This is a genomic window from Cupriavidus sp. 05N39, assembly GCF_056397325.1.
In genome coordinates this window covers 23,564-37,986 of the sequence record NZ_JBFTNE010000079.1, presented here as the reverse complement: position 1 = coordinate 37,986, position 14,423 = coordinate 23,564, and the positions used below count along the sequence as shown (strand labels likewise).

Genomic DNA, 14,423 nt, shown 5'->3' with positions numbered 1-14,423 from the left:
GCCCTCCATGTCAGGATACTTGTCGCCTCCGTTTCCTTAGTGAAGCAAAATGGAGGGCGGTGTGCGAATAGGTGATGACACGATATGCAACCGAGCATCGGGAATGGGTGGTTGAGCAGATGATGCCGCCGCTGAACCGGTCGATAGTGGAGTTGGCCAAGGCCACAGGGATCACGACAGTGACCTTGCGGACTTGGCGCAGGATGGCGAGAGAAGCAGGAAGAATTGTGCCGGGTGACGGAAAGCAGAGTGATCAATGGTCCAGCGCGGACAAGTTTCGCGTTGTGTTGGAGACAGCGCCGCTAAGCGAAGCGGAGTTGTCGGAGTACTGCCGCGCAAAGGGCATCCAGGCGGAGCAGATTCAGCAATGGCGTGAGGCGTGCGAGCAGGCCAATGCGGCTACGCCCGTCAAGCGAACGCTGGCGCAGCGGCGGGACGACGAAGCGGCGCGCAGGCGAGTGCGTGAGCTGGAACGCGAGCTCAAGCGCAAGAATGCGGCGCTTGCGGAGACGGCGGCACTGCTGGTCTTGCAAAAAAAAGCCGCAGCGATCTGGGGACGGGACGAGGAAGACTGATCAGCACCCCGGATCGCTTGGAAGCCATAGAGTTGATCGATGAAGCGGTGAGTGCCGGGGCCCGGCAGGAGAAGGCCTGCGAGGCGCTTGGTTTGACCGAGCGGACCTTGCAGCGCTGGCGGCACGCCCCCGCCGACGGGCGGCTGGAAGCGTGTCGCGAGGCACCGGCTAACAAGTTCAGCGAAGCAGAACGGCAGGCGGTGCTGAGGGCGGCGAACCAGCCAAGTTACGCGAGCCTGACGCCGCACCAGATCGTGCCAAAGCTGGCGGATGAGGGCATCTACGTGGGATCGGTATCGACGATCTACCGGGTGCTGCATGAAGCGGGACAAAGCCGTCGGCGTGGCCGCAGCAAGGCCCCGTGCACGCGCCCGCCGACGACGCATCGGGCCACGGGTCCGAACCAGGTGTGGTGTTGGGACATCACCTGGCTGCCGACCACGGTCAAGGGCAAGTTCTTCTACTGGTACATGATGAAGGACATCTACAGCCGCAAGCTGGTAGCCAACGAGGTGCATGAGAGCCAGACGGCTGAGCACGCCAGCCGCCTGCTGATGCACGGCTGTTTGCGGGAGCAAACGGCAGGTCGTCCGCTGGTACTGCATTCGGACAACGGCAAGGCCATGAAAGGGGCCACCATGCTGGCAGCGATGTATGACCTAGGCGTGGTGCCGTCCTATAGCCGGCCTAGGGTGAGCAACGACAACGCCTATGCCGAAGCGCCGGAATCCGCAGCGTTGGAGCGCGGGCATCCGCAACTGGGAACTCCCAGATGCGGTGTACCTGAACCCGGAGCGAGCGCAGAAAAACGCAGAGAATTACAAGCAAGCAGCGTAACGGCTGAGGCGACAACTACCTTGACACACGCCGCGAGTAAAGAAAAGTGACACCTCCGTGTGCGTAAACGGCCAACCCCGTACAGCCGCGACAGCAGCTAGAAGCGCCAAAACTCAGCCCCCCGCCGCCCGACCAGCAGCCCACCTCCCCCTCAATCCTTATTCGGATGCGTCATTTCAATCGGCACAATCCACCGCGCATATTCCTCCTCCGTCAGATAACCAAGCGCCAGCGCCGCCCCCTTGAGCGTCAGCCCTTCCTTATGCGCCTTCTTGGCAATCGCCGCCGCCTTGTCATACCCGATATGGCGATTCAGCGCCGTCACCAGCATCAGGTTCTTGTCGAGGTTCTCCGCGATCTTCGGCAGGTTCGGCTCGATGCCGATCGCGCAGTGATCGTTGAACGCGAGGCAGGAGTCGGCGATCAGCTCGATGCTTTCCAGCACGTTGTGGACCATCACCGGCTTGTACACGTTGAGCTGGAAATTGCCCTGGCTGCCGGCGAAGGCCACCGTCGCATCGTTGCCGAACACTTGCGCGCACACCATGGTCATCGCTTCGCACTGGGTCGGATTGACCTTGCCCGGCATGATCGAGGAGCCCGGTTCGTTTTCCGGGATGTTGAGTTCACCAATGCCGCAGCGCGGGCCGGAGGCCAGCCAGCGTACGTCGTTCGCCATCTTCATCAGGCCGCCGGAGAGCGTGCGCAGCGCGGCGGAGGTTTGCACCAGCGCATCGTGCGCGGAGAGGGCGAAGAATTTGTTCGGCGCGTCGACAAACGGATGGCCGGTGAGCGTGGCAATGTGGGCCGCGGCGCGCGCGCCGAATTGCGGATGCGCGTTCAGCCCGGTGCCGACCGCCGTGCCGCCGATGGCCAGTTCCAGCAGGCCCGGCTGCGCTGTCTTGACGGCGTTCAGGCCAAAATCGATCTGCGCGACCCAGGCGCTGATTTCCTGCCCCAGCGTAATCGGCGTGGCGTCCTGCAAATGCGTGCGGCCCGTCTTGACGATGTCCTGGTAGGCCTGCGCCTTGGCGGCCAGCGTATCGCGCAGGGCGCTCACCGCCGGGAACAGCTTGGTGTGGATCTGCTCGACCACGGCGATGTGCATGGCGGTCGGGAACGTGTCGTTGGAGCTCTGGCCGCGGTTCACGTGGTCGTTCGAATGCACCGGCTTCTTGCTGCCGAGTTCGCCGCCGGCAAGCTCGATGGCCCGGTTGGAGATCACCTCGTTGGCGTTCATGTTCGATTGCGTGCCGGACCCCGTCTGGAACACCACCAGCGGGAAATGATCGTCCAGCTTGCCGGCGATGACCTCGTCGGCCGCCTGCACGATCAGGCGGGCCAGGTCGTCAGGCAGCTCGCCCAGCTCGGCGTTCGCCTCGGCCGCCGCGCGCTTGAGGATGCCCAGCGCGCGAATGACCGGCCGCTGCCAGCGGAAGCGGCTGACGCCGATCGGGAAATTGATGGTGGAGCGCTGCGTCTGCGCGCCCCAGTAGCGATCCGCGGGTACGTCGATGGCGCCCATCGAGTCGGTTTCGGAACGGAATGCGGGCATGGGGATCACTCTCCAAACAAGACTACGTCAATGATGGCCCCGGCGCGGTGCCTGCGGCAGGCACCTTGCATCGGGTCGCGATAAACGCCAGCGCTGTCCTGCCGAGGGATCGTCCGCTCTTGGGTGTCCATGGCGAACTCCGGCCCGGCGTGCGGTGGCTGAAGTACGGGAGGCCGTGAGCCGTAATGGTCTCCCCTTTTGTGGAGGCGGCCCCGGCGCATACGTTGCCGCACCCGCCGCGAGCCAGGCTGAACGATATCCCAGCCGCCGGCCGCGGGCAATGAATCCCGACTAACCGGAGGGGTTCGTGCCGGGGGCCGCCCGGCAGGCCGGCGCGCTCATGCCGGCGCCGGCGCGGTATCGTGCACGGCAATCCCCTCGATGGGATCCATGACCCCGCGCCAGGGCGCGAGCCCGATGGCCCGCCTGGCATCCGCATGGCCTACGCTCCAGCGCGCTTCGATACCGCTCGCGGTGAAATCGATGTCCTTGGAAAGATCCTGGCCCCCGAACGGCGGCGCATTCAGTTCCACCACGTGCATGGTGGTATGGCAGCCCCAGCCCAGCAACTCCTTGACCGCGGCCGATTGCCGTTCGGGCTCCGGAATGTACTTGGCCAGCTCGCGAATCACATGGCGCAGCCGGTGCAGTTGCCTCTGCCGCGCCAGTTGGGTCTCCGCCCGGCTCGCATACTGGATGTCCCGTTGCCGGCCCATGGCGTCCCACAGCGTCTGCGGTTCCGGCCCTCGCACCGGCCATAGCTGCACGGTAAAGATGACTGAACTGCGGCGCGGATAATCATCGAGCACGGCTTCAAGCGGCGTGTTCGAGCAGATACCGCCGTCCCAATAGGCCTCGCCTTCGATACACACGGCCGGGAACCCTGGCGGGAATGCCGCGGATGCCATCACGTGCTCAAGGCTGACGGCGATATCGCGGTTGGTGAAGTAATGCATCTGCCCGCTGCACACATTGACCGTGCCCACGGTCAGCCGCGTGTGCTTCTGGTTCAGGTAAGGAAAATCCACGAGCGAAAGGAGCGTCTCGCGCAACGGGTCGGTCGAATAGAATCCGGCCCGTTCGACGCCAAGCTGCGCATGCAGGCCGAACCACGCGCCGGGATTGGGCACGAAAAAGTTGGGGATGCCCTGCATGACCGTGGCGAGGTCCGCGAGCTTGTTGTCGGCTCCGGGTAAGAGACTGGTCATCTCGAACGGACCACGCCGGGCAACCTGCTCCCAGAACTGCCGCAGCCGGGAAAGCCGGTCCGCGGCCTTGTTGCCGGCGATGATCGCGCCATTGATCGCCCCGATCGACGTGCCAATGACCCAGTCCGGTTCGATGCCCGCCTCGTGCAGCGCCTGGTAGACGCCGCCCTGGTAGGCACCAAGCGCTCCACCGCCTTGCAGCACAAGCACTACCTGTCCCGGCAATGCCGGGCCGGATGGCTCCGGGATGCCTTGCCCGCCTTCATCGGCCCGCGCCTCGGTATCCATGGCTTTCCCCTTTTGACAGGCCACTTCGTGATGGCATCGGACAGGGTACTGGCGATCTCGCACGGCCCGTTGCCGTGCCTGGCTGACTATGAAGCCTAGCACTTTGCCTCGATCTTTCCAGCGACAACTTCCCGGGCCGTCCGGGTGTTCACGGGTGCTCCCCGGGCCAGGTTCACCGGCCCGGGACATGCACGTGATTGGACCGGTACAATCGGCACGCCCGCCGAGCGCAGCGAGAATCCCAGGGAACCACCGGATGGCCCTGGCCGACGCCAGAAAAAGTGAACTTCAAGTACCCGCGTCTTTCGCGGCCGGCCGCTGCGCGGCGGTATTTTCTTTTCTTGAGTACTGAGTCAGGGGATAGCAATGGAAGAGTCGAAACCGGCAGACCAGGTTGAACAGTCGGCACAACTGCATGACATCTACACGGAACCCTCCGATCTGGATGTCGACACGCTAAGCAATCTCGGGCCGCTGACAGGCATGGCCGGTATCTGGCAAGGCACGCGTGGGCTGGACGTCAAGCCCAAGGTGGATGGACCGCGAAAGCAGGCGTTCGTCGAGCGAATCGAGCTTCAGCCGGTCGACCCCCAGACCAACGGGCCACAACTGTTCTATGGTTTGCGCTATCACACGCATATCACCAAGCCGGATCAGGTGAAGACGTATCACGAACAAGTGGGTTACTGGCTTTGGGAGCCTGCTACCGGGAACATCATCCACACGCTTACGATTCCACGCGGCCAGACCGTCATGGCCATGGGCAAGGCATCCGCCGACGCGAAGGCGTTCGAACTGGTTGCAACGAAGGGATCCAGCACCGCCGGCATCAGCTCCAATCCCTTTCTCGAACTCGCGTTCGACACGGTCGAGTTCCGTATCAAAGTGACCATCAACGAGAACGGAACGTGGTCCTACGACGAGGACACGGTTCTCATGATCCGCGGCAAGACAGAACCGTTCCACCACACCGACCGCAATACGCTGACCAAGATCGGAGAACCCACGCCGAATCCGTTAGCCCGCAAATAGTTTGCTGGCGACAAACCCGCCCTGACAGGCGCCCAGGCGCGGGACAAGGTTGCCTTGCCGCGCACGCTGGGCGGCGGCGTCATGGCTGCGGCACCGCGCGCATGACCTGGCCGAGCAGTCCGAGCAGTTCCCGCGCTATGCCGGCAACGATGGCTTCCATCGCCTCCCCCGGCCCGAACACGGCGCGCACGCCAATGTCCCGCAGTTGCCTGACGTGGCCGGCGGGGATCACGCCGCCGGCAAACACCGGGGCGCGCAGCCCGCGCTGGCGCAGCGCGTCGACCAGGCGGGGCAGCAGGTCCAGGTGGGCGCCGGCGAGCGTGGAGACGCCCAAGGCGTCGAAGCCGCCCTGCGCGGCCACCGCGGCGGCTTCCTCCGGCGCCTGGAACAGCGGGCCCAGCGTGACGGCAAAACCGGCGTCGGCGAGCGCCGCCGCCACCGCCTTCGCGCCACGGTCGTGGCCGTCCTGTCCCAGCTTGGCAAGCAGCATCCTTGGCGGGCGGCCCAGGCACGCGTGCAGCTTGCGGACCTGCGCGCAGGCGGCTTCCCAGGCCGGCGCCGCGTCGCGCGCGGCGGCGTAGGCCCCCGCCGCGTAGGCCGGGACCATCGTGTAGCGCGGCCACGCCTGCTCCAGCGCGCGCGTGCACTCGCCAACTGTCGCCCGGCAGCGGACGGCGTCCATGGTCAGGGCCAGCAGGTTGCCCTGCCCGCTGCGCGCCGCCTTCGTCAGCGCGTACAGGGCCTGTGCCACGGCCTCGCCGTCACGCCCCGCCCTCAGCGCCGCCAGCCGCTCGCGCTGATGCGCCCGCACCTGCCGTCCGTCAATCTCCAGGCAGGCCGGCGCCTCCCCGGCCGCCGCCTGGTAGCGGTTGACGCCAACGATGACGCGCTTGCCGCCATCGATATCCGCCTGCGTCCGCAGGGCGGCGCGATGGATCAGCCCATGCACCCAGCCGGACTCGATGGCCGCCAGCACGCCGCCACACGCGGCAATCTCCGCCATCAGCGCGCGCACCTGCCCGGCAACCTGCGCGGTCAGCGACTCCATCATGTAGGAACCGGCCCAGGGGTCGGCGATATCGCACAGGCCCATCTCGTGCTGCAGGATCCGTTGCGTGTCCCGCGCCAGCCTGGCCGAATCGGCACTGGGCAGCGCCAGCGCTTCATCGTACGCATTGGTGTGCAGCGACTGCGTGCCGCCGAACACCGCCGCCATCGCCTCCACGGTGGTGCGAACGATGTTGTTCTCGGGCTGCTTCGCCGTCAGCGACCATCCCGAAGTCTGGCAGTGCGTGCGCAGCGTGGTGGCCCGGTCCGTAGTGCCGCCGAGGCCACGGACGATTTCGCACCACAGCAGACGCGCGGCGCGCAGCTTGGCAATCTCGGTGAAGAAGTCCGTGCCCACGCCGAAGAAGAAACTCAGCCGTCCGCAGAAATCATCCACATCCAGCCCGCGCGCGCGGATCTGCCTGACGTACTCCTCGCCGTTGGCCAGCGTCAGCGCCAGTTCCAGCACCGGGTCCGCCCCGGCCTCCTGAAAGTGGTAGCCGGAGATCGACATGCCGTTGAACCTGGGCACATGCCGCACCAGGTAGGCCACCACATCCGCGCAGATCCGCATCGACGGCCCGGGCGCGAAGATCCAGGTGTTGCGGACCATGTACTCCTTGAGGATGTCGTTCTGGATGGTTCCGCTCAGTTGCCCGAGGGGGATGCCAGCCTCTTCCGCCGTCACCAGGAAAGCCGCCAGCACCGGCAGCACGGCCCCGCTCATCGTCATCGACACCGAGACACGGTCCAGCGCGATGCCGTCGAACAGGCGCTTCATGTCCTCCACCGAATCGATCGCCACGCCGGCCATGCCGACGTCCGCCTGTGCCAGCGCATGGTCCGAGTCGTAGCCGCGATGGGTCGGCAGGTCGAAGGCGACCGACAAACCCTGCGCGCCCTGCTCCAGCGCCTGGCGAAACGCCAGGTTGGAGGCGGTGGCATCGGCAAAGCCCGCGTACTGCCGGATGGTCCACGGCTTGCCCGCATACATCGAACGATGGGGGCCGCGCACGAACGGCGCCTCACCCGGCAGGCTGCCGAGGTGCGCCAGCCCCTCCAGGTCGGCGGCGGTATAAACGGTCTTGCGCGGCACCGCGCGTGCCGTGTCCGGCGGCTCTGCGCCAATGCTCATCGCACTCTCCATCGCTTGCGCGTCACCACGTCGGCAATCTTCTCGCCATCGCTGCCGCGCCGGATCTCGCACCAGTGCGCAAGACCGTCCGGCCGGATATCCACGGCGGAGAACGACAACTCCAGCGCTTCGCCGAGGTTGACGTTGCCGTGGAAGAACAGGTCCCGCGCCGCTACCGTCGGCGGCTCCTCGAAACGCTGCCATTGCCACTCGGCACGATCGACAATGGCCTGGAAGTTGGCGAAGTAAAGCAGGTCCGCGCCGTTGAAGTCGCCATAGGGGCAAGGCAGGTACTCGGCCGTGTACCGGCCATGGTGCCGGGTCTGCTCCAGGCCAAGATGCCCGCCCCAGTCTCCCGCGCGAAAGCGCTTGGCCAGCGCGGCCATTTCCACCGCCGCTGCCGGCGGCGGCCCATCCACAGGCATGTTGAACGCGGCCCTGACCACCGAGCGGTTGTCCCGCTCGCGCTGGCGCCGGATAAAGGTGGATACCATCGATACCTGCGCGCGCCTGGCGCCAGAGCCATCGCCTTCCAGCATCAGTTCGTGCGAGCTGAAATGCCGTGCGCCGGCCACCCGCATCAACCGCGTGTCCACGGAGAATGCCGCGTTCTCGCCAAGCGCTTCGAGCGAGGCCTCCCGCAACCGGATCGCGGTGAAGGCCGCGTAAGCCTTGTTGCCTTCCGCGTCCCTGAACTCCGGCAGGGCCTGGCCGGACAGCTCCGCCAGGCCCTGCCAGTGCAGGTCGCCGCACGCCTTGAGCAGCCAGTTCTCCGACAGGCCGGTATAGGACAGGTTCGGCATGCCGGCGACATAGCTTGTGCGCGCGTCAAACATGTCAGGCCGCCAGTGCTTGCGCGCCGAGCTTTTCGCTGACTATTGCCGCCAGGTATTCGGCATCGCGGGCGATGCCGGAAAAGCGCCCGGAGCCCCAGGTGTGCAGCCACGGCAAGCCAAGGAAGTACAGGCCATCCTGCGCCGTCACGCCGCGCACGTGGCCAGGATAGCCGCGCCCATTGAAGACAGGTGCCTCCAGCCAGCTGAAATCCGGGCGGAAGCCGATGCACCAGACAATGGCGCCGATGCCGGCCTCGGCTAGGTCCAGTGCCCAGCGTTCCTCGCCCGGCGTCCATACCGGCGCATACGTGCTGGCGGCCGGCGCGGCGATGCCGTGCTTGTCGATGAACTTGTCGATGCTGGCGTTGATGCGGTTGTACGTGTCGTCCGCATCGTCGAGGTTGGCTTTCAGGTTCGGCGTGAAGCGCAGCTTGCCGTCATGGAAGTCTTCCAGCGCGCCAAACAGTTCCATGCCTTCGGTGGCGAACTTGCGCAGGTCGATATCGCGCCCGCCATCGCGGCCGGTCACGTAGTGATTGGTGTTGTCGCGCACGCCTTCGCGCAGCGGATGCTCCTGCACCGGCATGTCGTAGTACTGCATGTCGGCCAGCCAGTCCACCACGTCCCGGCCACGGTAGAAGCGCGCGCAGCGCGGGGCCTGGCCGACAGCCAGGAACACCTTGCGGCCCGCCAGGTGCAGGTCCTCCGCGATCTGCGCGCCGGACTGGCCGGAGCCCACCACCAGCACGCCGCCTTCCGGCAAGGCCTGCGGGCTGCGGTACTCGGAGGACTGGAGCTGCCGGATGCCGGCGGGCAGGCGCTCCGCCATGCGCGGCACGATCGGCGTGTGATAGCCGCCCGAGGCCACCACCACCTGCCCGGCGGTGAAGTCGCCCTGCGAAGTGGAGACAAGGTAGCCACCCCGCTCCAGCGGCTTCACGCGACGGACCTCGGTATGCTCCAGCACCGGTGCGTTCACCATGCCGATAAAGCCATCGAGATAGGCGGTGATCTCGTCCTTCTTCATGAAGCCGTGCGGGTCATCGCCCTGGTAGGGATAGCCCGGCAAGGCGCACTGCCAGTTCGGCGTGACCAGGCAAAAGGCATCCCAGCGCTGGCTGCGCCAGGTGTGGGTGACGGTGTGCTTCTCCAGCACAAGATGGTCGATGCCGGCCTGCTTGAGGTAGTAGCTCATGGACAGGCCGGCCTGGCCGCCGCCCACCACGATGACGCTGTAGTGTTTGGGGGAGGTAGCCAGGGATTCGCTGTGGGTGTCAGACATGATGCGTCCTTCGTTGATTGCTGTGAGATGCGTTAAGGCTTTCGGATGCGTGCTAACGGCCGAAGCCAAGCACGCGCACGGTGGCGTCCAGCTGCGCGCTGAAACGCGTTGCCGTGTTCTCGATCTGTTCAAGCTGATCCATCGCGGACGAGCAGGCATAGCCATACTTCGCCCTGACGCGCTCCGAAGCGCTCGTCAGCGCCAGCCTGGCAAGCCGCATGAATTCCTCCAGCGCGTAGTCCTGCCCCGCGACAAAGAATTCGCTGACCACCGACGACGGTGAATAACAGGTGACCTCGCTCTGATCGGGCCAACGTACCCGGAAATGTGTCACTGGCATGGCCTCTCCTCAGGCATCGATGGGGGTGGCGTCCCGCGCCGGGCAACCGGCCCGCGGGACGATAAATGCATCGCGCGCGAAGTCCCACAACAGCGCGGTTTCGCCGGCGCCGCTGACCGAGACCTGCCGCGAATCGTCGATGACGCCGATCTCGGCGCAGGCAATGTCCCGCGCCCGGAATCGCTCGCTCACGCGCTCCGCATCCTGCTCGCGCACGGCCAGCAGGAAGCCATAGCTCGGGAACGCCGTCAGCCAGCGCTGCAGCGGCACGCCCGCCGGCGCCGGAATGCGGTGCAGGTCGATCCGGGCGCCAACGCCGGAGCACTCCAGCAGCATCAGCGCCGTGCCCAGCGTGCCGGCCATGCTGATGTCTTTCGCCGCGGCGCACAGGCCGTCCTCGGCCAGCACGGGCAGCAGTTCAAGATCGGCCAGCAACCGCCCGGCGGGCGCCCCGGTGGAGGCATTCCAGTAGGGATACGGCTCGGCAAAGGCGCCGCGCAGGTCGACCGCCATCAGCAGCCGGTCGCCCGGACGCGCCGCGAAGCTGGAGAGCAGGCTGCGCGCCCGGCCGACGATGGCCACCGCAAGCTGGCCGTGATCGCTGCGGGCGTTGCTGTGGCCACCCACGATGGGCACGCCATACGCGGCCGAAGCCGCCGCCATGCCCTTGAGCACTTCGGCGGCTTCGGCCACGCCCGCGCTCCAGATGGCGTCCACCACCGCCAGCGGGCGGCCGCCCATCGCATAGATATCGCTGACATTGACCATCACCGCGCTGTAGCCCGCGAACCACGGCTTGGCATGGATAAAGTCGCTGACCATGCCCTCGATGGCGAACAGGAGGTAGCCATCATGGTCCGCAATGGCGGCGCAGTCGTCACCCACGGCAACGGCCTGGCCGAGATCGCGCACCCCGCCCGGCAGCGCACTGCCGAGCGACGCCAGCACCCCGGCGATATCGGTCTTGTGGCCGAAGCCGCGGCTGGCGCGCAGGCTTTCCACGATCTGCGCGACGTTCATGCTCCGCTCCTTCCCATTGCCGGCATGCCGATGCGCGGCGTCAGGCAAGCCGGGTAGTAGTCCAGGTCGGCCTGCATCAGGTGGTGCGGGCGGCCAAGCAACGTCTCCTCCGCCAGCACGTTCCAATGCAGACGGCGGAACAGCGGCACGTTCTGGCTCTGCACATGCGCGAGGAACTTCGTGCAGCCAAGCCCGTGCGCGCTGCTCACCGCCAGCTTGATCAGCGTGGCGCCGATCTTGCCGTGACTGCGATACGCGGCGTGCACGGCAAGGCGGGAACCAAACCAGACGCCAGGCGCATCCTCGTGAATACGCACGGTGCCGACCACCATCCCGGGTGCATCCGCCTCGCACTTCACCGCCACCAGCAGTTGCGCCCGCGCGTCGGTCTCGTCGCGGTCGTCGCCAGTGAAGATGCCCTGCTCGTGGCAGAACACCGCCCGGCGCAGCGTCATGGCCTGCTCCGCCTCCCACTGCGCCCCGGCCCAGCGAATGCGGAACGTGGTCGCGGCAGGCACCTCCACGCAAAGGTCGTCGCTCATGCCGCCACCTCTTCATAGGAAGACAGGGAGGAACACGCGCCGCACTTGCCGCAGCCCGCCTTGATATCCGCCGAGCGCATGCCCGCCGCGCCGATCATGGCGCCGAGCGGCTTGAGGATGGACTTCATGAATTCCGGCGGCGGCGCCGGATGGTCTTCCAGCGGGGTGCCCGTGATCGGCACGAAGGGCACCACGAAGGGATAGACGCCAAGCGCAACCAGTTCCCGCGAGATCGACAGGATGGTCTCCGCGCTGTCGCCAAGCCCCGCGAGGATATAAGTGCTCACCTGCCCCCGGCCGAACACGGCCACCGCGGCCTTGAACGCCTCCATATAGCGGCTGACGGGCACCGCGGCCTTGCCGGGCATGATGCGTTCGCGCAGGGCCGGCGTCACCACTTCCAGGTGCATGCCGAGCGTATCGATGCCGGACGCCCTCATGCGGTCGAACCAGCGGTCGTCGTCGGGCGGCTCGCATTGCGCCTGGATGGGCAGGTCGACGGCCGCCCTGATCGCAAACGCGCTTTCGCAAAGAATGGCGGCGCCCCGGTCCGGCGTGGGCGGCGTGCCGGTGGTCAGCACCATATGCCTGACGCCATCCAGCAGCACCGCGGCACGCGCCACTTCGGCCAGTTGTTCCGGCGTCTTGCGCGCGATGGTGCGCCCCGCCGCGAGCGATTGCCCGATCGCGCAGAACTTGCAGGTCTTGCGGCGGCTCTCGTAGCGGATGCAGGTCTGCAGCACCGTGGTGGCCAGTACATCCGCGCTGTGCAGCGTGGCGATATGGGAGTAAGGCACGCCATCCAGCGTCTGCAGGCCGTAGAAGCGCGGCGCCTTCGGAAAGCTGATATTGGCAATCRGAATCGTGCCGCGCATCAGCGCGCTGGTGCCCTTGCCATCGGGCGACGACGCCACGAAGGGCGAGTGCCACGCGGTATTGGTATGCACAGGCACCATGATGGTCACGCCGTCGATGGTCACGGCCTTGTGGTCCGACGGCCCCGCGCCGCCGCGCCGGCTGGCGGCACCGGCCGCCGGGTCCAGCAGGCGCAGCCCTACCGATTGCAGCTCGGTCCGAAGTTCAGTTACCGACAGCCGGCTCGAGGCCGTCGTCATCTCGCTGGAGTTCATGTTGGGTGCTCCCGTGGAAGTTGGAGAAGGCGGCGGCCATGGGCGAGGCAGTCGCCGCCGGCCGGTCGTTGATCGCGAGGCTGAGCAGTTCCGGCCGGGCGTAGTGCCCCACCGAATCCATCATTCGCTTGCGCTTGGTGATGAGCGACATATCCAGGTCGGCGATCACCATGCCCTCGCCCTCGCGCAGCGGCGGCGCCAGGTGCTGGCCCTCCGGGGACACGATGGCGGTGTTGCAGCCGCCCCGCAGTGCCTTTTGCAGGCCGGGGTCGGTGGTCACGGAGGCGATCTGCTCGTCGGTCAGCCAGCCGGTGGCATTTACCACGAAGCAGCCGGATTCCAGCGCGTGATGGCGGATCGTGACTTCGATCTGCTCGGCAAAAATGGGACCCACCAGCGAGCCGGGGAACTGGCTGCAGTGGATTTCCTCGTGCTGGGTCATCAGCGCGTAGCGGGCCAGCGGGTTGTAGTGCTCCCAGCAGGCCAGCGCGCCCACGCGGCCGATCGCGGTATCTGCCACTTTCAGGCCGGCCGCGTCGCCCTGGCCCCAGATCATCCGTTCATGGAAGGTCGGCGTGATCTTGCGGCGCTTGAGCGCCAGGCGGCCATCGGTATCGAAGATGAGTTGCGTGTTGTAAAGACTGCCGTGGTCGCGCTCGTTGACGCCAAGCACCACCACCATGCCATGCCGGCGCGCGCGCTCGGACACGGCATGGGTGACGGGGCCGGGCACCACCACCGCCTGCTCGTACAGGCGCATATGGTCGCTGCCGGATTGCACGGGCGGCCGCACGAAGGAGAAGTACGGGTAGTACGGCAGGAAGGTTTCCGGAAAGACGATCAGCTGCACGCCTTCCCGCGCGGCCTTGTCGATGGCCTCGCAGACTTTGCCGAGGGTGCCTTCGCCGTGCTCGAGGTCCGGGGAAATCTGGACCGCGGCCGCGCGCACAATGCGTTTCTGTGACATGGTGGTGCCCGCCTTTTCTATCTCTATCTGTCTCTGTCTCTATCTGTCTCTCAAACCGTCCAGGTATCCAGGATCAGCGCGTTCTCTTTGCGGTGGATAAGCTTCAGGTCCAGCACGTCGAGCGGGCTGATCGGGCGGATGCCTTCGATCAGCGAGGCTTCGCCGTGGCCGTAGAGCGCTTGCAGCGCGAAGCGGCAGGCGTAGACCTTGCCGCCCTCTTCCATGAACTTGGTGATCTGCTTGTTGAAGTTGAGATGGCCGGCGAAGGCCTCGTCGCCCAGCGTGGGAAAGCCGCGTTGCAGGCCCAGCGTGACGCCCGGGCCGTACAGCAGGATGGAAGTCTCGAAGCCCTTGCGTTGCAGGCGCGTGGCCTGCAACAGGTTGACGAAGCCGATCGAGCCCTCGAAGGCGACGGTGTGGAAGGTGACCAGCGCCTTCTCGCCCGGCTCCGCCTTCACGTCCTCGAAGACCTTCTCTTCGTAGTCGACCAGGAAATCGCCTTTCTTGTGGGCCGGTTTGTTGACTGCGGGCATGCTGTGCTCCATAGGGTGGGTGGGTCTGTCGATCGTCCGCGCATTTCGTTCGCGTATTCGTTCGATCGATCGGCCGGGGGGGCCGACACCACTCCA

14 protein-coding genes are annotated in these 14,423 nt (G+C 66.2%); 3 read left to right on the top strand and 11 right to left on the bottom strand.

The genetic code is table 11. The annotated features are described in order from the left end of the window. The first annotated feature begins 71 nt into the window (after nt 1–71). Both AC1DN0_RS29975 and AC1DN0_RS29970 read left to right on the top strand, forming a co-directional pair. Entirely contained in the window at nt 72–575 is a 504-nt protein-coding gene (locus AC1DN0_RS29975) for a hypothetical protein (RefSeq protein ID WP_477146220.1), read from the top strand. Between the two features lie 17 nt (nt 576–592). After that, nucleotides 593–1,462, top strand: a complete 870-nt coding sequence (locus tag AC1DN0_RS29970; RefSeq protein ID WP_477146219.1) for a DDE-type integrase/transposase/recombinase — start codon at nt 593–595, stop codon at nt 1,460–1,462. A 101-nt stretch (nt 1,463–1,563) separates the two neighbouring features. Here AC1DN0_RS29970 and fumC read toward each other — a convergent pair whose 3' ends face one another. Both fumC and AC1DN0_RS29960 read right to left on the bottom strand, forming a co-directional pair. Next, nucleotides 1,564–2,967 carry a class II fumarate hydratase gene (fumC, locus tag AC1DN0_RS29965; RefSeq protein WP_441625692.1) on the bottom strand — a complete coding sequence of 468 codons (1,404 nt, stop codon included), beginning with the start codon at nt 2,965–2,967 and terminating at the stop codon, nt 1,564–1,566. 338 nt (nt 2,968–3,305) lie between these two features. Then, nucleotides 3,306–4,463 carry a patatin-like phospholipase family protein gene (locus AC1DN0_RS29960; protein ID WP_441625694.1) on the bottom strand — a complete coding sequence of 386 codons (1,158 nt, stop codon included), beginning with the start codon at nt 4,461–4,463 and terminating at the stop codon, nt 3,306–3,308. Nucleotides 4,464–4,829: 366 nt separating this feature from the next. On the opposite strand from AC1DN0_RS29960, the gene AC1DN0_RS29955 reads away from it, so the two are divergent. After that, a complete protein-coding gene (locus AC1DN0_RS29955) occupies nt 4,830–5,495 on the top strand; it encodes an FABP family protein (RefSeq protein ID WP_441625696.1) in 666 nt (221 codons plus the stop codon). 79 nt (nt 5,496–5,574) lie between these two features. On the opposite strand, the gene scpA is transcribed toward AC1DN0_RS29955, so the two are convergent. The 9 genes from scpA to AC1DN0_RS29910 are packed head-to-tail and all read right to left on the bottom strand — an operon-like array spanning nt 5,575 to nt 14,327. Next, the gene (gene scpA / locus AC1DN0_RS29950) at nt 5,575–7,677 is read right to left on the bottom strand and encodes a methylmalonyl-CoA mutase (RefSeq protein WP_441625698.1); all 2,103 of its coding nucleotides are present in this window, start codon (nt 7,675–7,677) and stop codon (nt 5,575–5,577) included. Then, a complete protein-coding gene (locus tag AC1DN0_RS29945) occupies nt 7,674–8,513 on the bottom strand; it encodes a Pnap_2097 family protein (RefSeq protein ID WP_441625700.1) in 840 nt (279 codons plus the stop codon). Before AC1DN0_RS29945 ends, scpA begins: the two co-directional genes overlap by 4 nt. Nucleotide 8,514: 1 nt before the next feature. Beyond that, entirely contained in the window at nt 8,515–9,795 is a 1,281-nt protein-coding gene (locus AC1DN0_RS29940) for an MSMEG_0569 family flavin-dependent oxidoreductase (protein ID WP_441625702.1), read from the bottom strand. Between the two features lie 52 nt (nt 9,796–9,847). Continuing rightward, a complete protein-coding gene (locus AC1DN0_RS29935; protein WP_441625704.1) occupies nt 9,848–10,135 on the bottom strand; it encodes an MSMEG_0570 family nitrogen starvation response protein in 288 nt (95 codons plus the stop codon). Between the two features lie 9 nt (nt 10,136–10,144). Beyond that, complete coding sequence (locus AC1DN0_RS29930; RefSeq protein WP_441625706.1) at nt 10,145–11,155, bottom strand: sll0787 family AIR synthase-like protein; 1,011 nt, start codon at nt 11,153–11,155, stop codon at nt 10,145–10,147. Beyond that, nucleotides 11,152–11,697 (bottom strand): MSMEG_0567/Sll0786 family nitrogen starvation N-acetyltransferase, encoded by a 546-nt coding sequence (locus AC1DN0_RS29925; RefSeq protein ID WP_441625708.1) that lies wholly within the window; start codon nt 11,695–11,697, stop codon nt 11,152–11,154. Before AC1DN0_RS29925 ends, AC1DN0_RS29930 begins: the two co-directional genes overlap by 4 nt. Then, nucleotides 11,694–12,827, bottom strand: coding sequence for an MSMEG_0568 family radical SAM protein (locus tag AC1DN0_RS29920; RefSeq protein ID WP_477146218.1), 1,134 nt, complete (start codon nt 12,825–12,827; stop codon nt 11,694–11,696). The genes AC1DN0_RS29925 and AC1DN0_RS29920 overlap by 4 nt, the downstream gene beginning before the upstream one ends. After that, the gene (locus tag AC1DN0_RS29915) at nt 12,778–13,794 is read right to left on the bottom strand and encodes a Nit6803 family nitrilase (protein WP_441625712.1); all 1,017 of its coding nucleotides are present in this window, start codon (nt 13,792–13,794) and stop codon (nt 12,778–12,780) included. Before AC1DN0_RS29915 ends, AC1DN0_RS29920 begins: the two co-directional genes overlap by 50 nt. Nucleotides 13,795–13,844: 50 nt before the next feature. Continuing rightward, nucleotides 13,845–14,327 carry an MSMEG_0572/Sll0783 family nitrogen starvation response protein gene (locus AC1DN0_RS29910; protein WP_035811662.1) on the bottom strand — a complete coding sequence of 161 codons (483 nt, stop codon included), beginning with the start codon at nt 14,325–14,327 and terminating at the stop codon, nt 13,845–13,847. Between the last annotated feature and the right edge of the window lie 96 nt (nt 14,328–14,423).